The organism is Rhodococcus sp. MPR-R1B (assembly GCF_058793255.1).
The window spans coordinates 143,813-161,890 of sequence record NZ_JBXAFO010000001.1; the positions used below are offsets into that span (position 1 = coordinate 143,813).

The 18,078-nt window shown below is 61.3% G+C and carries 18 protein-coding genes; 12 read left to right on the forward strand and 6 right to left on the reverse strand.

What is annotated here, in order from left to right; genetic code table 11:
- The first annotated feature begins 3 nt into the window (after positions 1 to 3).
- From AC1Q61_RS00690 to AC1Q61_RS00705, 4 genes are all read left to right on the forward strand, one after another.
- Positions 4 to 462, forward strand: coding sequence for a nuclear transport factor 2 family protein (locus tag AC1Q61_RS00690; protein WP_030537000.1), 459 nt, complete (start codon positions 4 to 6; stop codon positions 460 to 462).
- 114 nt (positions 463 to 576) lie between these two features.
- Complete coding sequence (locus tag AC1Q61_RS00695) at positions 577 to 1,434, forward strand: MetQ/NlpA family ABC transporter substrate-binding protein (RefSeq protein WP_003940478.1); 858 nt, start codon at positions 577 to 579, stop codon at positions 1,432 to 1,434.
- Between the two features lie 12 nt (positions 1,435 to 1,446).
- On the forward strand, positions 1,447 to 2,448 hold the full coding sequence (locus AC1Q61_RS00700; protein ID WP_007732648.1) for a methionine ABC transporter ATP-binding protein: 1,002 nt from the start codon (positions 1,447 to 1,449) through the stop codon (positions 2,446 to 2,448).
- On the forward strand, positions 2,445 to 3,113 hold the full coding sequence (locus AC1Q61_RS00705) for a methionine ABC transporter permease (RefSeq protein WP_007732650.1): 669 nt from the start codon (positions 2,445 to 2,447) through the stop codon (positions 3,111 to 3,113). Before AC1Q61_RS00700 ends, AC1Q61_RS00705 begins: the two co-directional genes overlap by 4 nt.
- 4 nt (positions 3,114 to 3,117) lie before the next feature.
- Here the strand turns inward: AC1Q61_RS00705 and AC1Q61_RS00710 are convergent, their stop codons facing one another.
- Positions 3,118 to 4,338, reverse strand: a complete 1,221-nt coding sequence (locus AC1Q61_RS00710) for a fatty acid desaturase family protein (protein ID WP_007732653.1) — start codon at positions 4,336 to 4,338, stop codon at positions 3,118 to 3,120.
- A 133-nt stretch (positions 4,339 to 4,471) separates the two neighbouring features.
- Between AC1Q61_RS00710 and AC1Q61_RS00715 the strand changes: the two genes are divergently transcribed.
- Both AC1Q61_RS00715 and AC1Q61_RS00720 read left to right on the forward strand, forming a co-directional pair.
- Entirely contained in the window at positions 4,472 to 5,677 is a 1,206-nt protein-coding gene (locus AC1Q61_RS00715) for an enhanced intracellular survival protein Eis (protein WP_042924862.1), read from the forward strand.
- A gap of 65 nt (positions 5,678 to 5,742) precedes the next feature.
- Positions 5,743 to 6,306, forward strand: a complete 564-nt coding sequence (locus AC1Q61_RS00720; protein ID WP_003939753.1) for a GtrA family protein — start codon at positions 5,743 to 5,745, stop codon at positions 6,304 to 6,306.
- A 36-nt stretch (positions 6,307 to 6,342) separates the two neighbouring features.
- On the opposite strand, the gene AC1Q61_RS00725 is transcribed toward AC1Q61_RS00720, so the two are convergent.
- Positions 6,343 to 6,582 (reverse strand): LuxR C-terminal-related transcriptional regulator, encoded by a 240-nt coding sequence (locus AC1Q61_RS00725; protein WP_037128651.1) that lies wholly within the window; start codon positions 6,580 to 6,582, stop codon positions 6,343 to 6,345.
- A gap of 212 nt (positions 6,583 to 6,794) precedes the next feature.
- On the opposite strand from AC1Q61_RS00725, the gene AC1Q61_RS00730 reads away from it, so the two are divergent.
- Positions 6,795 to 8,057, forward strand: coding sequence for a TetR/AcrR family transcriptional regulator (locus tag AC1Q61_RS00730; RefSeq protein WP_042924864.1), 1,263 nt, complete (start codon positions 6,795 to 6,797; stop codon positions 8,055 to 8,057).
- Between the two features lie 12 nt (positions 8,058 to 8,069).
- On the opposite strand, the gene AC1Q61_RS00735 is transcribed toward AC1Q61_RS00730, so the two are convergent.
- The 3 genes from AC1Q61_RS00735 to casI are packed head-to-tail and all read right to left on the reverse strand — an operon-like array spanning position 8,070 to position 11,406.
- A complete protein-coding gene (locus AC1Q61_RS00735; RefSeq protein WP_042924814.1) occupies positions 8,070 to 8,951 on the reverse strand; it encodes an LLM class F420-dependent oxidoreductase in 882 nt (293 codons plus the stop codon).
- Positions 8,948 to 9,778, reverse strand: a complete 831-nt coding sequence (locus AC1Q61_RS00740) for an SDR family NAD(P)-dependent oxidoreductase (RefSeq protein WP_042924818.1) — start codon at positions 9,776 to 9,778, stop codon at positions 8,948 to 8,950. The genes AC1Q61_RS00735 and AC1Q61_RS00740 overlap by 4 nt, the downstream gene beginning before the upstream one ends.
- Positions 9,775 to 11,406, reverse strand: a complete 1,632-nt coding sequence (gene casI, locus AC1Q61_RS00745; protein WP_037128859.1) for a steroid-22-oyl-CoA synthetase — start codon at positions 11,404 to 11,406, stop codon at positions 9,775 to 9,777. Before casI ends, AC1Q61_RS00740 begins: the two co-directional genes overlap by 4 nt.
- Before the next feature lie 254 nt (positions 11,407 to 11,660).
- Between casI and casG the strand changes: the two genes are divergently transcribed.
- From casG to AC1Q61_RS00765, 4 genes are read left to right on the forward strand one after another with little or no spacing between them, the layout of a single operon-like run.
- Positions 11,661 to 13,322, forward strand: a complete 1,662-nt coding sequence (gene casG / locus AC1Q61_RS00750) for a steroid-24-oyl-CoA synthetase (RefSeq protein ID WP_073512541.1) — start codon at positions 11,661 to 11,663, stop codon at positions 13,320 to 13,322.
- The gene (locus tag AC1Q61_RS00755; protein ID WP_042448401.1) at positions 13,319 to 13,789 is read left to right on the forward strand and encodes a nuclear transport factor 2 family protein; all 471 of its coding nucleotides are present in this window, start codon (positions 13,319 to 13,321) and stop codon (positions 13,787 to 13,789) included. The genes casG and AC1Q61_RS00755 overlap by 4 nt, the downstream gene beginning before the upstream one ends.
- A gap of 13 nt (positions 13,790 to 13,802) precedes the next feature.
- Positions 13,803 to 14,699: a TIGR03619 family F420-dependent LLM class oxidoreductase gene (locus AC1Q61_RS00760; protein WP_042924820.1), complete on the forward strand. Its 897-nt coding sequence runs from the start codon at positions 13,803 to 13,805 to the stop codon at positions 14,697 to 14,699.
- 1 nt (position 14,700) lies between these two features.
- Positions 14,701 to 15,210 carry a nuclear transport factor 2 family protein gene (locus tag AC1Q61_RS00765; RefSeq protein ID WP_042924821.1) on the forward strand — a complete coding sequence of 170 codons (510 nt, stop codon included), beginning with the start codon at positions 14,701 to 14,703 and terminating at the stop codon, positions 15,208 to 15,210.
- A gap of 8 nt (positions 15,211 to 15,218) precedes the next feature.
- Here AC1Q61_RS00765 and AC1Q61_RS00770 read toward each other — a convergent pair whose 3' ends face one another.
- The gene (locus tag AC1Q61_RS00770; RefSeq protein ID WP_232329918.1) at positions 15,219 to 15,734 is read right to left on the reverse strand and encodes a hypothetical protein; all 516 of its coding nucleotides are present in this window, start codon (positions 15,732 to 15,734) and stop codon (positions 15,219 to 15,221) included.
- 832 nt (positions 15,735 to 16,566) lie between these two features.
- Between AC1Q61_RS00770 and AC1Q61_RS00775 the strand changes: the two genes are divergently transcribed.
- On the forward strand, positions 16,567 to 18,063 hold the full coding sequence (locus AC1Q61_RS00775) for a DUF222 domain-containing protein (protein ID WP_215516085.1): 1,497 nt from the start codon (positions 16,567 to 16,569) through the stop codon (positions 18,061 to 18,063).
- Positions 18,064 to 18,078: the final 15 nt, after the last annotated feature.

Below are 18,078 nucleotides of genomic sequence, written 5' to 3' on the forward strand. Positions count from 1 at the left end.
GATATGCGCATGGACTCCTCGGATCGCGTCGCTCTCACCGACTTGGCCGCCAGGTACGCACAGGCCGTCGACCGCCGAAACACCACTGCACTTGCGGCTCTCTTCACTGACGACGTGGCATTCGTCTTGCCGCCGGCACTGAACGGAACGGGTGCGCCGACGGAGATACGTGGGAATTCCGTCGTCAGCAGTTCGGTGGTCGATGCCGTCTCACATCTGCACTCGACCCGGCACATCGTCGAGCAGCAGATCCTCGACCTCGACGGCCCCACCACTGCGCACGGTGAGGCCTACTGCTCCGCCCACCACATCTATCCGCGGGGCGAGGGCCACCGGGACAACCGGATCGAGATTCGTTACCAGGACAGCTTCGAAAAGATCGACGGCACCTGGCTGTTCTCGCGTCGCGAACTGGTAGTCGATTTTGCCGAGGACGTTCCGGTCATCCTGCTCGGACAATAGGTACATGAAAAAATCGCGGTGATTCTGTATCTCCTCACGGGAGGTTTACCGGGCTAGCGTTCAGCAACTGTCACGCCATCTCGGCGTGCGTTCGGCTATGTCTTGGAGATTCACATGTCACGCTCGCGCACCAGAAGATTCCTCGCTGCCTTCGCAGTGGCCGCCGTCGCAGTCGGAACCGTAGCCGCGTGCTCGAGCGACAACTCCTCCGACGAGAACGCACCTCTTCGCATCGTCGCTTCTTCGGTTCCGCACGCCGAGATCCTGAAGTTCGTCGAAGAAAAGGGCCTGCTCGGTGACACCAAGATCGAGGTCAGCGAGATCACCGGCGATCTCGACGCCAACGAGGTGCTCGAAGCCGGAGACACCGACGCCAACTTCTTCCAGCACGTGCCGTACCAGGAATCGTGGTCGAAGGAGAAGGGCGTCGACGACCTGGTCGCCGTGGCGAAAGTCCACGTCGAGCCGCTCGGTGCATATTCCAAGAAGGTCACCAACGTGGCCGACCTGCGCCAGGGCGCAACGGTCGCTTTGTCCAACAACGTGACGAACTTCGCCCGTGGGCTGTACCTGCTGCAGCAGGCCGGTTTGATCAAGCTCGATCAGCAGTTGGGCGCCCCCGGCACCGACATCACGCAGATCAGCGAGAAGAACATCATCGACAACCCCAAGGGACTCACGTTCACCCAGGTCGATCCCCCGCAGCTGCCGCGCACGCTCGACGACGGAAATGTCGATCTCGCAATCATCAACGGCAACTACGCAATCGAAGGTGGCCTCAACCCGGCCAAGGACGCCCTGGTGCTCGAGAAGGCCGAGGGCAACCCGTACGCCAATGTCCTGACCGTACGCACCTCGCTCGAAAACGATGCGCGAGTACAGAAGTTGGCCGAGGCATTGACGTCCGCCGACGTCGCGACGTTCATCGAGCAGACCTATCAGGGCTCGGTCATTCCGGCCAGCGCTACCTGATCGAGACCCGTCATGGTCTTCTCGATCGAATCGGTCTCCAAGGAATACCGCAGCGGCACACAAGTTCTGCATGCACTCGATTCCGTATCCCTGAAAATCGAAGACGGCGAAATCTTCGGCATCATCGGCAAGAGCGGCGCCGGCAAGTCGACTTTGCTGCGCTGCCTCAACCTGCTCGAACGCCCGACCAGTGGCCGGATTCTGTTGGGCGACACCGATCTGACCGCGTTGAGCCCAGCGCAACTGCGCGACACACGCAAGCGGATCGGTGTCGTGTTCCAGCATTTCAACCTGCTGCATTCCCGTTCGGTCGCCGCCAACATCGCCTTCCCTCTCGAAGTGGCGGGATACTCGCGGGCAGATCGACGTGCCCGCGTCGACGAGCTGATCGAGTTGGTGGGCTTGGAAGACCGACGTGACGCCTTCCCCTCGCAACTGTCCGGCGGCCAGAAACAACGCGTCGGCATCGCGAGAGCCTTGGCGGCTTCACCCGACGTCCTCCTGTGCGACGAGGCCACCAGCGCCCTCGACTCGGACACAACCGATTCGATCCTCGACCTGCTCGCCGATCTCAATCGACGACTCGGTGTGACCATTGTTCTGATCACCCACGAGCTCAACGTGGTTCGACGGATCTGCCATCGCGCTGCGCTGATCGATCAGGGCCGCATCGTCGACGAGGGAACGCTCACCGAACTGGTCGCAGACCCGGACTCACCCCTCGGAGAGGCGCTACTGCCGACCGGAACGGTACGAACGTCCACGACCGGAATTCCGGCGCTCCTCACCTTTGTCGATTCACTGTCCACCTCACCCGTGATTTCCCAACTCTCACGAGATCTCGACGTCGACGTCACCGTGATCTCCGGCGGTATCGAGGACATCGGATCCCATCAGGTCGGTCGCCTTCGCGTGGAGTTCGCCTCACACACGGGACTCGTCAGCAACGAAGAGACAAGAAAGTCTGTCGAAGAACATCTTTCGCAGCGCGGAGTGAAGGTGACGTTCTCATGAACAAGACGTCCTGGCAGGATTCCCTGGGCGAAGCATGGGAAGCCCTACTCGACACGCTCTACATGGTCGGTGTCTCGTTCGTGCTCACCGTGATCATCGGAATCGCTCTCGGTGTTCTGTTGCACGCGAGCGCGCCCGACGGAATCCGTCCCAACCGCGTCCTCAATTCGGTTCTGGGCACCGTGGTGAACATCGGCCGTTCGCTGCCGTTCGTCATCTTGTTGGTGCTCCTCATCCCGGCAACGAGGGCGATCGTCGGAACAGCGCTCGGCGCCACGGCAGCGATCGTCCCGCTGACCATCGGTTCGGTGCCCTTCTTTGCGCGCGTCGTCGAGAACGCCTTGCGTGAAGTCGATTCCGGACGCGTCGAGGCAGCGCGGTCCATGGGCGCCACCGACAAAGACATCATCACCAAGGTGCTACTGCCCGAATCCGTTCCGGGATTGGTAGCAGGAGCAACCCTGACGGCGGTGATGCTGATCGGCTTCTCGGCCATGGCAGGTGCCATCGGCGCCGGTGGACTCGGCGACTTCGCAATCAAGTACGGCTACCAACGATTCAACACACCGGTGCTGTTCGTCGCAGTCGTGATCTTGATCGTGCTGGTGCAGGCAATCCAGTCGACCGGCGATCTCGTGGTTCGTTCAATGGCGCACAAGCGGTAACTGATCAGCTCGAGACCATCGCGATCGCTGTTCGCAGTCCGCGCCGCTTACCCGTCTGCGGATCGACGCCGAACACTTCCTTGATTCCGCCTCGGATGCGGAACTTCAACTCCGAGTGCGTCTCCGGAGCGTCGTCCTGGGAAGCCGAGAGAAACCTGTTGGGCAGCGACAACTTCCAGATGGTGCGCAGAGTCAATCCGTACTGCTTCCACAGCGGCCCGGTCGTGTACGGGAGGTCGTACTTGTCACACAAGTCCCGCAGCGGCACCGCGATTTCCGAGTACCGATTGCTCGGCAGATCCGGGAAGCAGTGATGCTCGATCTGGTAGCAGAGGTTGCCGCTCATGAAGGCCATGACGGGACCGGCATGAAAGTTGGCAGAGCCCAGCATCTGTCGTAGGTACCACTGAGCGCGCGATTCGTTCTCGAATTCCTCGAGCGTGAACTTCTCGGCACCGTCGGGAAAGTGCCCGCAGAAGATGACGGCGTAACTCCAGTAGTTTCGGATGAGGTTCGCAACGACGTTCGCCGTCAACGTGGTCTTCCACGCGGGGCCGGTCAGGGCGGGGAACAGGATGTAATCTTTCGCCACCTGACGCGCGATCTTCTTACCGACGTCCTTGGCCATCTCCGATTTCTCGGACCACTTCACCTCACCCTTGCGGAGTTTGTCCGTTTCGAGGTGATGCAGTGCCACTCCCCACTCGAAGAGGGTCGCGAGCACAAAATTCGTGATCGGTTGAAAGAGGTAGTCGGCGTGCCACTTTTGATCGCGCGTGACGCGCATGATTCCGTAGCCCACGTCGTTGTCCAGTCCGACGATGTTGGTGAACTTGTGATGGGTGAAGTTGTGCGAGTGCTTCCATCCCGAGGACGGGCAGGTGTTGTCCCACTCCCAGTTGCTCGAGTGAATCTCGGGATCGTTCATCCAGTCCCACTGGCCGTGGATGATGTTGTGGCCGAGTTCCATGTTCTCGATGATCTTGCCGACCCCCAGGAGCGCAGTCCCCAGAATCCAGGCAGGCTTCTTCTTGCTGGCGAACAAGACGATGCGGCCGGCCACCATCAGAGAGCGCTGAAACGCGATCGTCCGCTGGATGTATCGAGCGTCGTGCGCGCCGCGCTTCTCCTCGATGTCGAGCCGAATGGCGTCCAACTCGCGCCCGAGCGCTTCGACGTCTTCCTCGGTGAGATGGGCATATTCCTTGATGTCGGTGATCGCCACAGTGTTTCTCCGTATCGGTTTTCTCCGTGCCGCAGGACTGGTCCGTCGGGCGGTACCCCTGGGAGCCGGTGCGGAAACGTCAGCCCCGATATTCATGTGCGTCTTCACGCAATCTATGCCAAAGTCGATATACGTGAGCCCCGAAAACAAGATCACCATCCGCACCGCTACCGAGAGCGACTGGCCGGCTCTCCAACTACTCGACTCGGTGGGGTTCGGTTTTCACCCGTCTCCCGCGGTCAGCGAACTGACGAAGGCGCTCTACAAGCCCGAGGACATCATCCTCGCCGTCGACGGTGACCTACCAGTCGGCGTGGCCATTGAAATCGACATGGAATTCACCGTGCCCGGCGGACGCCAACTCCCCACGCGCGGAATCACCTGGGTATCCGTCGCCCCGACTCACCGTCGACGTGGTGTCCTACGCTCGATGTTCACTGCACTTCACGCCCACATCGAGTCGACCGGAGCACCACTTGCGGCCCTGACGGCCAGCGAGGCCGGCATCTACAACCGCTTCGGATACGGCCCGGCCACCTTCAGCGAAGGCATCACCCTCGATCGCCGCTTCGCACGATTCCGCCCCGAGGTGCCCGACAATGGTGGCGTGTCCATCGTCGACATCAAAGCTGCCTCGACGCTTCTTCCCGAGATCTACGACCGCTGGCGGCTGCAGACACCCGGCGCTCAGGTCCGTCCGCAACCGCTCTGGGACCATATGTTCGCCGACCCGTCCGAGGATCGTGACGGCGCCTCCGGACTGTTCTTTCTGACACACGCGGACGGATACATCGCTTACCGGCACACGAGCGAGGGCCGCGACAGCATCGCCCGGATCGACGAGTTCGTGACGATCACCGAAGATGCGCACGCGGCGCTGTGGCGCACGATCTGCGGCCTCGACCTCGTCACCCGGATCGAGACACGCCAGCATCCTGCCGATCCACTCCGGCTGATGCTCACGGACTACCGCCTTGCCCGGACGACGACGCGCTCCGATCGACTGTGGCTGCGCATCATGGACGTTCCCGCGGCTCTCGAGGCTCGTGAATATGCTGCTGACCTGGACACAGTCATCAAGGTCGAAGATCCGTTCCTGAAGGCCGGCGGAACCTTCGCACTTCAGGTCAAGGACGGCAAGGCCACCTGTACGGCCACTGACGCGGTGCCTGCGATCACGATGCCCTCTGATGTCCTGAGCAGCTTGTACCTGGGCGAGCACCAGGCCAAGACCTTCGCGGCGGCGCACCGACTCCACGCGTCCGATCCGCAGGAGATCCTGAATTTCGACTTCGCTTTCAACGCGCAGAAGCCCGCAATTCTCGGGTACGGATTCTGATGATCTTGCCGACACGGGCATCGACGATTTGTGCCCTCGGTCGTATTCAGGGTTAGCCTCGAACAATGGCGTTTGTCGAAAAGATGGTCAATAGGCTTCCTGAGCGGGTTCTCGTGCGCGTCCTGCCGCACGCAGAAATGCTCAAGTTCCTGGTGGTCGGCGGCATCGCCTTCATCGTCACCACGGTGCTGTTCTTCGGCATCAAGTGGACGGTTCTGCCTCAGCACCCGGTGACGGCCAACATCCTTGCGGTCCTGATCGCGACGGTTCTGTCCTACGTCCTCAACCGCGAATGGTCGTTTGCGCAGCGCGGTGGTCGACAGCGCCATCACGAGGCCGCTCTGTTCTTCATCGTCGCGGGTATCGGTTTGGCCATCAACCAGGTACCACTCTGGACCTCCCGGTACGTGTTCCATCTGCGTCAACCCGAGGTGTCGGTGTTGATGGAAAACTTCGCGGACTTCATCAGCGGATCGATCATCGGGACCCTGCTGGCGACGGCCTTCCGCTGGTGGGCCATGCGTCGGTACGTCTTCCCCGAAGAAGCCACCGACAGCCAGGTCGTTCTCGACATCGAAGCGACTCCCGGCACCAAGACGCCGACAACCGACGCCACCGCCCTAGACTGACTCCCGGATCGACGCACCCGATCGCTCGCGCTTCGATCAGAGTTCGTCGATTGCGATCAACCCGTCCTGCAGCGCCCGCGCAAGCAGTGCCATCTTTGTCGGGGCTGTCCGGCCCACTCCGTCGTACTTCCCTCGAATACGAGCGAGGTGCGTATTCACCGTTCCCTCCGCGATGTACAACTCACGCGAGACTTCAGCTTTCGAGTCGCATCGAATCCAGGTCAACAGCACCTGCACCTCACGCCTACTGAGGCTCGGTGATTCAGTAGTCTTCATCGCTCGTGTCCTTTACTTCCAGGCCTTGTTTGGCGCGGTCGAATTCCATGAAAACGGAGCGAGGTCGCCGGGTCACTCCATTTGTTGACTGGGGAAACTCTCGCGCGAGAGCAAACACTCTCAGAACAGCACCCACGCAGGCCTTGACCTCGATAAAGTCTTGTTTGCCCGTTATGTGCGGGCGAGACTGCCGATCGACCGAAGGACTGACGATGACTGATCGCGACGCCACCACCGTGCTGCTCATCGATGCCGGCGTGACGTCGCTCGTCGAGGCCCCTCAGGACATTCTCGAACGCGGACTTCGGAGCGAACAGGTCGTCAACCAAGCCGGAGCGTCGCAGGCTACGTTCTTCCGCAAGTTCCGCACCAAATCCGAGTTCGTCGAGGCCGTGATCGCCAGCCTCACCGAATCGACCTTGCACAGCGCAGACACGGTGAAGCAGACCGTGCGCGCACAGCTGGCCGCAAACGACGACGCGCTTCGTCCGACGGTCACCACTCTCGTCAAAGAGGCATTCGACGCAATCGTCAACGACGCGTCGACTACAAGAAGCCTTCTCTCGCACATTTTTGCGGGCTCACACCGGCGAACCTCCACCGCTCTGGAAAACGAATATCGTCGACGCGACGAGCTCGTGTCCGCTGCCTACGAGGCCCTTTTCGAGAAAACCGACGCAACACTCCGAAGGCCGTTCACCACCAAGACCTTCGCTGTCACCGTCAACGCGGTGATCGACGGTTTCCGCATTCGTAGCCGCATCGATTCCCGCTCCGTCTCACCCGACATGATGTCCGACGCGCTGCTCGCCATGTTGGGCGCCGTCGTCGATATGTCTGGCCTTCACCAACACCTCGATGACGTTGTCGGTCCCATCGACCAGCCCGCTGAGCCACGTCCGCTGCCGCGTGATCCGCGAGCGGCGTTTCTCGCCGCGGCCCGTAGCGAATTCGGCAAGCGCGGATACTTCATGACGCAGATCAACGACATCGCCGACACTGCAGCAGTTCCCCGCACCGCCGCGAACAAACTGTTTCCCACCAAGCCCCACATCCTGGTGGCAGCCCTTCAGAGTCGAGTGGACTCGCTGCGAGAAACCGTTGCCGACGACATCCTGATCGGTCTCGGTGACGTCGCGATCATCGAGAACTTCCTACTCCGCTGCGCTCAACTAGCCTCAGACGAAACAGAGTTCATGGATGCACTGCTGGTTGCCGTCGCCCACGACACCTACGGCGAGCCCGAGAGCCTGCTGTCACTCAAAGAGAAACTCAACATTCCCTCGATCATCGCGCCGGTTGTGCAGCGGGGCCAGGACAACGGAGTCTTGTCGACCATCAGTGCTCCGATGGACATCGCCGCAGGCATCACCAACACCCTCCTACTGAGGTGCTTCACCCGCCGATCGGACAGCCCCGCCGACAACGCTGCCTTCGTCGGCGCGATGGTGCTGAACGGGCTGGCCCATCCCTGATCAGAGAAAGGACTACGCTCCGAGCCCCAGCCGCTTCGAGCATTCGGCCATTTCGTCGATGATCAGTTCCAGCGACGTGCCACGACGACTGGCGGACAGCACGATTCGATCGGCTCCCAACCCGCGTGCCCACTCGAGTTTCGCTTCGTCGAGCCTGGGCAGTGTCGCACCGAGTACCAGCGAGACGTCGGCAGGATCTCGATCTGCCTTCACCGCAGCAGCTTTCATCGCTGCTACAGCCTTGTCGAGATCTTCACCGGCCAGTCCCAGCGGCTGGAAACCGTCACCCAATCGGCCTGCTCGCCTCGCGGCCGCGAGACTGTGTCCACCGATGTAGAGCGGAACTCCCGACTCGCGGTGCGGCTTCGGCCAGCTGTACGCACCCTTGAACGAGAAGTAATCGCCGTCGAAATCGACTGCTTCCTTGCCCGCCCAGAGTGAACGCATCACCGCGATGGCCTCATCGGCTACCTTGCCGCGGCGCTCGAAGTCACCGCCGCACGCCTCGATCTCTTCCTTCATCCACCCCAGGCCGAGGCAGATGCGCAATCGCCCACCGGAAAGGCGATCGAGCGTCGCCAATCGTTTGGCGAGCACTACCGGATTGTGATTGGGCAGTACCAGAACTCCAGTGGACAAGCCCAAAGTGGTTGTGGCACCCGCCACGAACGAAAGCAGTTCGAGCGGATCCGGGATGTCGCAGTCATCGGGAAGATGCGATTTGCCGGTCGGAGAATAGGGGTACTCGCTCTCGGTGGCGGCGATGACCACCGAGTGCTCCACTGCCGAGATCTCGTCGAAACCCAGCGACTCGGCCGCACGGGCGAATTGCAGAATCCAATCAGGGTCTCCGCTTCGACCCAGTTCGACCGGAACGACCACGCCGAGCTTCATACCGTTTCCTCCAGTGTCGCCATCAATTTCGGACCATCCACGACTCGACCGAGGTACCGGTCCGCATCGGGATCTGTTGCAAGCCACACCGCCGCTGCAGCGGGTACGGATGCCGGTGTGGCCGCAAATCCGGCGTCCACGATTGCGTCCGCGCCACCACGGGCTTTCCCTGATTCCGTGATGACAAATCCCGGACTCAGGTTGAACGCTTTGATTCCGGCGTCTCGGTACTCGGAGTTGATCGCTCCGGCGATACGTCCGAACGACGCCTTTGACGCGGCGTACGACAGACCCCAACCACCCTCGCCGGGAGGCGCAGGCGGATCCATGGTCGCCGAGCCCGATGCCAGATTGACCACTACGCCGTTGCCGCTCTTGATCATCGACGGGAGTATCACCTGGACCAGAGCGAGTTGGTGCAGATAATTCCCGATCGCCATCGCCTGAGCGTCGTCGATCTCGATGTCGAGCACCCGGTCCATGTTTCCGACCGTCTGCGCGTAGGCGTTGTTCACCAACACGTCGACATGTCCCCACTCCGCCAGCACCCGTTCACCGGCGCCGCGGACGGAGGCCAGATCGAGCAGGTTCATCGGAACGGCCAATGCGCGCACACCGAAGGACTCGATCTCGGCAACCGTCGTCTCCAGGCTGCCGGGCACCGGAATCACTTGCTCGCCTTGCCTCGTTCGCGGGGCTGCCCGTCCCTCTCCTTCACGAACGGTGCGAGCAGTGATTGCAACGTCGAATCCGGCGCGCGCGAATGCAAGCGCGCACTCTCGGCCGATCCCCCGGGAAGCGCCGGTCACCAGCGCAACTCCACTCACAGGAACCGCGTGCGGCCGTGCGTCTCGAACTCCTTCTCCAGGTTCACCACGTCAGCTTCGGTCATCAACGTGTATTCGGGAGTGCCTCGGCCCACCCAGTGGAACACTGGTTCGTCGGTCCGCCAGCGATCGGCTTGAAGTTCACGTTTGAGTACCTTGTTGGAGCCCGTGACGGGCAGGTCGGTCGAAACGCGAACAAATCGTGGCGCTGCCTTGGTACCCAGATCCGCCTGCGCGGCAAGGTAGTCGGCGAACTCGACCGGATCGAAATCGGCGAGATCGGCGACCTCGATCGCAGCCATGACCTGATCACCCGAACGCGGATCCGGCACCGCGAAGACACCCGTGGCGATCACCTTGGGGTGCCGACGCAGGATGTGCTCGATCATCAAAGCCGAGGTGTTCTCACCGTCGACCCGGATCCAGTCGCCCTTGCGTCCCGCGAAGTAGATGAAGCCGGCCTCGTCGACGTAGCCGAGATCGCCTGTCCAGTACCAACCGTGGCGAATCTTCTCGGCGATCGCGTCTTCGTTCTTGTAGTACCCCTCGAACTTCTTCGATCCGGCCTTGTCGACCATCTCGCCGATGGATTCGTCGGGGTTCAGCACGTGACCGTGCTCGTCGAGAATTGCGCGGGGTCGCTCTTCGCGCGTATCGGGATCGACGATGACGATGTTCTCGCTCGCGGGACGGCCCAGCGCTCCGGCAGGTTGGTTCGGATCGAGCACTACTGAACCGGCACCTTCACTCGAACCGTATCCCTCGAAAAGTTGTGCACCGAAACGACGGATGAACTCTGCCTTGTCCCCCGGCGACGCCTCGGTCCCGAAGCCGTGGGTGAGGGTGTTCTCGATGTCGTCGGGCAGTTCCGGCGTCGCCATGAGATACCCCAAGGCCTTACCGACGTAGGTGAAATATGTTGCGCCGTAGAACCGAACGTCCGGCATGAATCCCGAGGCCGTGAACTTACGAACGAGGCAGACCGTAGCTCCCTGCGAAAGGGCCGGCGCCCACAGAGCCATCAACGCGTTGCCGTGGAAGAGCGGCATGCAGCAGTAGCAGACGTCGTCGCGGTCGATGTCGTACTTGGCGCAGTTCGCGTAGGCCAACCGCGTCAGACGCCCCTGGCTGCACCGCACTGCCTTGGACATTCCGGTGGTGCCCGAGGTGAAGAGAAGCAAGAACAGCGTCGACGCGTCGACACCGAGGTCGATCTGAGGCGACTCGACGTGATGTGCTGCAATCCTGTCCGGGTACGACGCGTCGTCGACCAGGACGAAACGATCTTCGGTCAGCCCGAGGTCCAGGCCGGCAAGCTTCTCGTAGCCTGCTTTGTCGGTGACGATCAGCTGGCAGTCGACGTACCGGACCTCAGCCTCGAGTTCAGCTCCACGCCTGGTCGGATTGATGCCGACGATCGTGGCCCCGGTCAGGGCCGCGCCGCCGAGCCAGAACAGGAACTCCGGATCGTTCTCGAGAAGAACTCCGATGTGAAACGGTCCGGGCGCGCGAAGCGACTTCGCCAGCGAGCCGCGCGCTGCGCTCTCGCGCACCACCTCGTCCCAGCTCCAGTCCTGCGTCCGCGTCCGCAGACCCAGGTGCTGATCACCGAGACGGTCGATCAACATCTGCGCGACGTCCTCGCGCTGAGGAGCTGCAAGAGCTGCATTCGAAGATGCTTCGGTGGCGGTGTTCGTCATCGTGTCCTGTGTCCTAGTCGATATCGGAATGTCGATTACTCCAACTGCGATACGACTCGAACGTATCGACGCCTCAGAGCCGGAACCGTCCCAGTCTCGCTCAGTGGTAACCGCCGCCACAGATATGATTTTCTCGTGAGATTTTGTGACGTGAAAAGCGCCACAATACGAAAGGCCATTCCATGACTGCCCCCGCAGATCCGCAGTTGCTTCTGGACCAGGCGGTCTCACGCCTCACCGGTCCAGGTGGGCCATTCGAGATCGTCGAAGAAGAGGTTCTCGGCACCGTCATGCCTGTGATGAAGAACCGCGGTCACGCCATCGGTGAACTCATCTCGGCATCTCGCGCCTGGGGCGACGGCGACTATCTCGTCACCAGCGATCGTCGAATCTCGTTCACCGAGCATGCCGATTCCGTTGCCGCGCTGGCAACTGCTCTGCGGGACAAGTACGGAGTCCGCAAGGGCGACCGTGTGGGCATCCTCGCAGCCAACACTCCCGAATGGGTCATGACGTTCTTCGCGACGCAGGCGCTCGGCGCGATCGCAGTCGGTCTCAACGGTTGGTGGGTTCCGCGCGAGGTCACTCACGGGATCGAGCTCTCACGTCCGAAGGTTCTGGTCGTGGACGCCAAGCGCGGCGCCGCCCTCCCCGAACTGCCGGCAGACATCACGGTCCTCACCATGGAAGAGGATCTGCCCGCGCTCATCGCGGAGTATGCAGGCTCCGACGTGCCGAGCACCGACATCGACGAGGACGACCCCGCCGTCATCCTGTTCACCAGTGGTACCAGCGGCCGCCCCAAGGGCGCACTCCATTCGCACCGCAACGTGATGGCCGTCGTCGACTACCACAAGTACAGCGACGCGATCGGCGCCGCATTCACCGGCCGTGAGTACGACGCTTCCAAGCCGAGCCCACTGCGTTATCTACTCACCTCCCCGCTCTTCCACATCGCCAGCCTTCACAATCTGGTGGTCCCCCGTCTCGCGACGGGCAGTGCAGTCATCCTGACCGAGGGCGGCTTCGACGTCGACAAGGTGCTCGGGTTGGTCGAACGCGAGCGCGTCACCAACTGGGGTGCTGTCCCCACGATGGCATCGCGGCTACTCGACCACGGCAACATCGCCAAGTACGACGTCTCTTCGTTGACTGCATTCTCGCTGGCATCCGCGCCGTCGTCACCCGCGTTCAAAGAACGCCTCAAGGAGCAGGTGCCGTTCGCACGCAATGCTCTGGTCGACAGCTACGGCCTCACCGAATGCAGCACCGCCATTGCGGTCGCTGTCGGCGCCGAACTCGAAGAGTTCCCAGGCACTCTCGGGCGCCCGATCATCACCGTCTCGATGGAGATTCGCGATCCCTTCGGCGAATGGCTGCCGGACGGCATCGAAGGTGAAGTGTGCGTGCGCAGCCCCTTCGTCATGCTCGGATACTGGGAGAACGACGAGGCGACCGAGTCGGCAATTGCCCCCGGACGCTGGCTCCGCACCGGCGATTTCGGCGTCATCGAAAACGGGCGTCTCCGTCTCACCGGTCGCCGTTCCGACCTGATCCTGCGCGGCGGCGAGAACGTCTACCCCACCGAGATCGAGCAGACGCTCGACGAACACCCCGACGTGATCGAGTGCGCTGTCATCGGCATGCCGCACCCCGACCTCGGCCAGGAAGTGTCCGCCGTGGTTGTCCTGCGTCCCGGAGCCGCCACAACGGAGGCGGAGCTGCGTGATTACGCCGCCGAGCGACTGTCCTACTTCAAGGTGCCGTCGAAGTGGCGCATCACCAGCGATCTGTTGCCTCGCAATGCAACCGGCAAGATGGTTCGGCGCGAGATCACCGTATGACCACGGAGCTGTCACGGATCGTCGCCGAGTCGGCGATCCGTGACCTGCTCTGCGAGTACACGCATCTGATCGATCAGGGCCGATTGCGTGAAGTCGCTGCATTGTTCGCCTCGTCCGACTACGGGCAGTGCGGGCCGGACGGGGTTGCCATCACGCTCATTTCGTCCGACGCCGACGCAGTGTTCGCAGCCTGCAGCGGCTTCATTCGAATGTACGGTGATCCGCCGGTTCCACGAACCAAACATCTGCTGACCAACACGCGAATCGCGGTCGACGGTGAATCAGCGACGGCACTCTCGTACGTCACGGTCATCCAAGGTACCGAAAATCTTGCCCTGCAACCTATTCTGGCGGGGCGCTACTTCGATCGCTTCACCTGCGTCGACGGGTCGTGGCAGTTCAGCTCGAGACTCTTCTGTCTGGACAACATGGGCGAGATGTCCGCGCATGCCAAGCGGGCACTGTAGAGGAACGACGACTGTGGAAATCGGCGTCAACATCTTGGGCCTCGAGGCCCTGTTCGACGGCAAGATTCGCCCGGTTCTGGACTTCGCCGCGCGTGCTGACCGTGCCGGGATCGATCTGATCTGCACCGGCGATCATCTCGGGTTCAATGCCGAAGCACACGCTCAGCGGGTAGCCGAACACAACTTCTTGTTCCCGTTGGATCACCCTTGGTACGAACCGATTTCACTTCTTTCCTCGATCGCCGCAGTGACCGAACGCGCTCGCCTCGGAGTATCGGTTCTGATCGCCACTGTTCGCCCAGCCGCCCTGCTTGCCAAACAGGTTGCAACTCTCGACTCATTGTCCGAAGGTCGAGCCGTCATGGGTTTCGGCGTCGGTTGGCAAGAAGCCGAATACACCGCTACCAACATGCCTTTCGACGCGCGTTTCGGGCGCATGGAGGAGGCTGTCGCAGCGTGTCGCGAACTGTGGACCAATGCTCCGGCCACCTTCAAGGGACGCGACTTCGCCTTCGAGAACTACCACAGCCTCCCGCTGCCGATCCAAAATCGCGTACCGGTGCTCTTCGGTTTCGGACCAAGCCGGCGGAACTTCGACCGCATAGCACGCGTCGCCGACGGTTGGACCGTGAACCCGACCGACCTGGGAACGTTCACCGACAGTGTCACATTGCTGCGCAACACATTCGAAGCCCACGACCGCGAGCCGGATACCGCACGTGTGCAAGTGTCTGCGGCGCCGGTTCGGCGCGACAATCGGTCCGTCGACCTCTCGGCAACCGCTGACAAGGTCCTGGACTGGTCCGACCGCGGCGCGTCTGCCGTGGTGCTTCGGCCTGCCGTATTCGATTGCGCTGCCGAAGAACTACCGGAATTACTCGACTGGATGACCAGCATCAAGGAGGCGTGACATGGACCAGGCACTGCAGGATCTCATCGACAAGCAGGCAATTCGTGAGGTGGTTCTGACGTACTGCCGCGGCATCGATCGCCTCGACTTCGATCTCGTCCGCAGCGCCTACCACCCGGACGCGATCGACCATCACACCGGATTCGACGGCACCATCGACGAGTACATCGCCTGGGCCACAACAAAACTCTCCGCGATCGGCGGCACGATGCACCACATCGGCAACCACCTGGTCGAACTGCACGGCGACCACGCGATCAGCGAGGCATATTCGATGTCCACACACTGGGGCGGGCCCGAAGACATCGGAATGATCAACTTCACCAGTGGTGCGCGGTTCATCGACCACATGGAGCGGCGCGACGGCCGTTGGGCGATCAAGGAGAGATGGGCCGTACGCGAGTGGACTCGCTCGGACGAGGGCCGCTTCGTCAACCCCGAAGGGCCTGGTCCGCGTGGGCGTCGAGATGCCTCGGATCCGCTCACCGCACTACGAAGGTCCCTTGAATAATTTGGGGTTCAGTCTGCGAGGTCGAATTCAACTCGCGCTCTCGCGAACAACATGCGGATATCCTTCCCGAACGTGACTGCTGCCGTTCCCAATGCATTGACCGCTGCGGTCAACGGGTCCGATTCGATCGCGTCGAAAATCGCATTGAGAGCGTAGGACGGGACATGAATATTCCCGTGATCGAACGGATTGGACTCCGGTTGCGACGAATGGTCCACTATCTCGATCTTGACTTCCAACTCCACATTGTCGGTCCCCGCACCGAATTCCTCCTCGTGTAGGTGCTCGAATGCCGTTGTGCGATTTCCGAAGGGTTCCGGAAGTTGTTGTCCCACATGCATAGCGTTGAGGGCCGGACGAACCCAATCCCTGTCGGCTAATCCCGCATGCTCATACGCCTGCACAGCGGCCCAAAACGCGAGTCGACGAAGAGTCGCGACGTTCATGCGGACGACCGCTTCGGCAAGTGGTCGGTCCATACGAGCTAGTTCTTTGCCGGACTGGAATCGTTCGAGTTCAGGCATCGGATCTCCTCCCCACTCCTGCCGCTCTCGTTCAGCAGCTTCGGCGCGGAGGTCACTGATTTGCACAACCCTGGACGGCTCGCCGTTCTCGCCGTAAATCGTTATCCATTTCGACTCGATGTCCCGTTGTGGACGAGGAATCGGTTCAGGTATCGGTTCGTCCACAGGAACGCCATATCCCGGCATGTCCCACTGCAGCGATGGCCGCACCTCGTCACCACCTGCAGGCCACATACGCACCCGCCAAACATCTCCGGGTTCCGTCGATCCGGGCCAGCCGTAGTTTACAAAACCGCGGCCGGCAATCTCGACCAGATATGACCCCTCGGGTACATCACAGACAATGAACTCCCCACCCGGAGGTGAATCAAAGCTGATTGACCCCTGCGGACCAACCGTCAGAAACGACTCACTGACCTGCTGCCATTTCTCGCGATCGGATGTGGGTCGGGAGGACCAGACTTCGACCGTTGTATGCATGTTGAAGTTGTTCTGGTGCGGGCTCAGGACAATCACAACTGTGCCGTCACTGTACGCAGGGCGCGAAGCCATCGCGAGTTCGAGCAGGTCCGTTTCCCTCCCGAAACCGTCATCGTCGCCGTATAAGTAAAACTGTCCATAGTCCATGAAGAGCACAAGCGACTGTTCACTGAGTTTCACCGCGTTGTCTGCCACAAGCCGATACTTACACAGTGGCACGACAATCACGTTCGAGTTTCGAATGAACAGGATCCAAAACGCAAGCACAATAAGCATTTCGGCCGATTCGGACTATTCCGACTGATTTGAGAATTCGGTTCGCATCGAACACACATTCGAATAGAATGGATGCATGGTCAACCCCACAACAGAGCTCTTCGGTATCTCAGCACAGCTGACCGGTACCGAAACTGATTGTGCGCTGGTTGATCTCATGACCGATCTGCATGCATGCGAGGCGATGCTGGTCGAACGCAAGCTCGCTGTGATTGCCGAGTTCTTTTCGCGGCGAAGCTCGGAGCACGTCGCCAGTGGTGCGTGGTCGTCGACCGCACACGAGTTGGCTGAATCGGAAGTCGGTGCGTCACTGACGATGGGTCGCGCGGCTGCCGGCAAGCTGATCGGGTTGGGGTTCTCGTTAAAGACTCGTCTGCATCGCACTCGAGCGGCGATGGCGCGTGGCGAGTTGGATCTGTACCGAGTTGGTTTGATCGATTCCGCGACCGCGAACGTGAAAGACGAATTGATCGACGAGGTGGAACGACTACTGCTCGAGCAGGTTCTCGCCCCACCAGTAGCAGGCGGAACGGGCTTGACGGGAAGACGACTGACAGCGGCGATCGATCGGATCGTGGCGATGGTGGACCCGGAAGGTATGCGAGAACGCCGACGCCGTGCTCTCACCGATCGCTTCGTCGGGGTCAGCGCTGCCGAGGACGGGATGGCAAAGATCTTGGGAAGCGTTCCGGCAGAGCAGGCTCGGGCATTCGACGGCCGACTACGCGAGTTGGCAGTGTCGGTATGCCGAAACGACTCACGAACGTACGAGCAGCGACGAGCCGACGCGCTCTTCGAGTTGACCAACGGATCACAATTCTTGCCGTGCAACTGTGGCCGAGATGATTGCCCGCAGGATCGTAGCGGTGGTGTTGTCGTTCGTCGGCCCGTGGTTCACGTCGTGATGACTGATTCCACTCTGCACGGTGGCGGTGAGCCCGCCCACCTCGACGGGTACGGGGTGATCAGCGCTGAGCATGCTCGCGATATCGCCCGTGACGCCGTAATTCGAAACGTCCGAGCACCTGCTGATGACGTCGTAGAGCCGGTGCCTGCTTCGGCGCGCGTCTACCGGCCGGGCGCCGTTCTCGATACCTGGTTACGGATCATCGCGGGCAGCTGCCAATGGCTGCATTGTGATGTCCCGGCCTGGAATTCCGATCTGGACCACAATGAACCGTTCCATCACGGCGACCCCGAATGCGGCGGTAAAACGATCGCGTCGAATATGAGTGCGTTCTGCCGCAACCATCATCGCCTCAAGCATTCCGACCGGTGGCGGTTCGCGTCGAACGAGGATCGGACCATGTCGCTGACGTCGCCGACCGGGCATTGTTACCGAACGCGACCCGCAGGACTGATGGCTGGATCGCACGAACCGACACCGCCCCAGGGCGGTCGAAATCGGCGGACCCAGGCGGAGAACAAAGCTGCCCGTATCCAGAGTGAACGCAATCGCCAGCGCCGACGGATACAGAAACGAGCAGAGAAATACGTTCAATGTAGGCAGTGGAAATCACCGCCGGCTCACCGAGAACCCATCGATTTCGGAGACGACCCGCCACCGTTCTGAGATACCGAGCGGTGT

Bases quoted from the DNA above. Each gene is read 5' to 3' on its own strand.
- AC1Q61_RS00690 (WP_030537000.1), top strand. From the start codon at position 4: ATGCGCATGGACTCCTCGGATCGCGTCGCTCTCACCGACTTGGCCGCC.
- AC1Q61_RS00695 (WP_003940478.1), top strand. From the start codon at position 577: ATGTCACGCTCGCGCACCAGAAGATTCCTCGCTGCCTTCGCAGTGGCC.
- AC1Q61_RS00700 (WP_007732648.1), top strand. From the start codon at position 1,447: ATGGTCTTCTCGATCGAATCGGTCTCCAAGGAATACCGCAGCGGCACA.
- AC1Q61_RS00705 (WP_007732650.1), top strand. From the start codon at position 2,445: ATGAACAAGACGTCCTGGCAGGATTCCCTGGGCGAAGCATGGGAAGCC.
- AC1Q61_RS00720 (WP_003939753.1), top strand. From the start codon at position 5,743: ATGGCGTTTGTCGAAAAGATGGTCAATAGGCTTCCTGAGCGGGTTCTC.
- AC1Q61_RS00725 (WP_037128651.1), bottom strand. From the start codon at position 6,582: ATGAAGACTACTGAATCACCGAGCCTCAGTAGGCGTGAGGTGCAGGTG.
- AC1Q61_RS00730 (WP_042924864.1), top strand. From the start codon at position 6,795: ATGACTGATCGCGACGCCACCACCGTGCTGCTCATCGATGCCGGCGTG.
- AC1Q61_RS00735 (WP_042924814.1), bottom strand. From the start codon at position 8,951: ATGAAGCTCGGCGTGGTCGTTCCGGTCGAACTGGGTCGAAGCGGAGAC.
- casI (WP_037128859.1), bottom strand. From the start codon at position 11,406: ATGTTGATCGACCGTCTCGGTGATCAGCACCTGGGTCTGCGGACGCGG.
- casG (WP_073512541.1), top strand. From the start codon at position 11,661: ATGACTGCCCCCGCAGATCCGCAGTTGCTTCTGGACCAGGCGGTCTCA.
- AC1Q61_RS00755 (WP_042448401.1), top strand. From the start codon at position 13,319: ATGACCACGGAGCTGTCACGGATCGTCGCCGAGTCGGCGATCCGTGAC.
- AC1Q61_RS00765 (WP_042924821.1), top strand. From the start codon at position 14,701: ATGGACCAGGCACTGCAGGATCTCATCGACAAGCAGGCAATTCGTGAG.
- AC1Q61_RS00770 (WP_232329918.1), bottom strand. From the start codon at position 15,734: ATGCCTGAACTCGAACGATTCCAGTCCGGCAAAGAACTAGCTCGTATG.
- AC1Q61_RS00775 (WP_215516085.1), top strand. From the start codon at position 16,567: ATGGTCAACCCCACAACAGAGCTCTTCGGTATCTCAGCACAGCTGACC.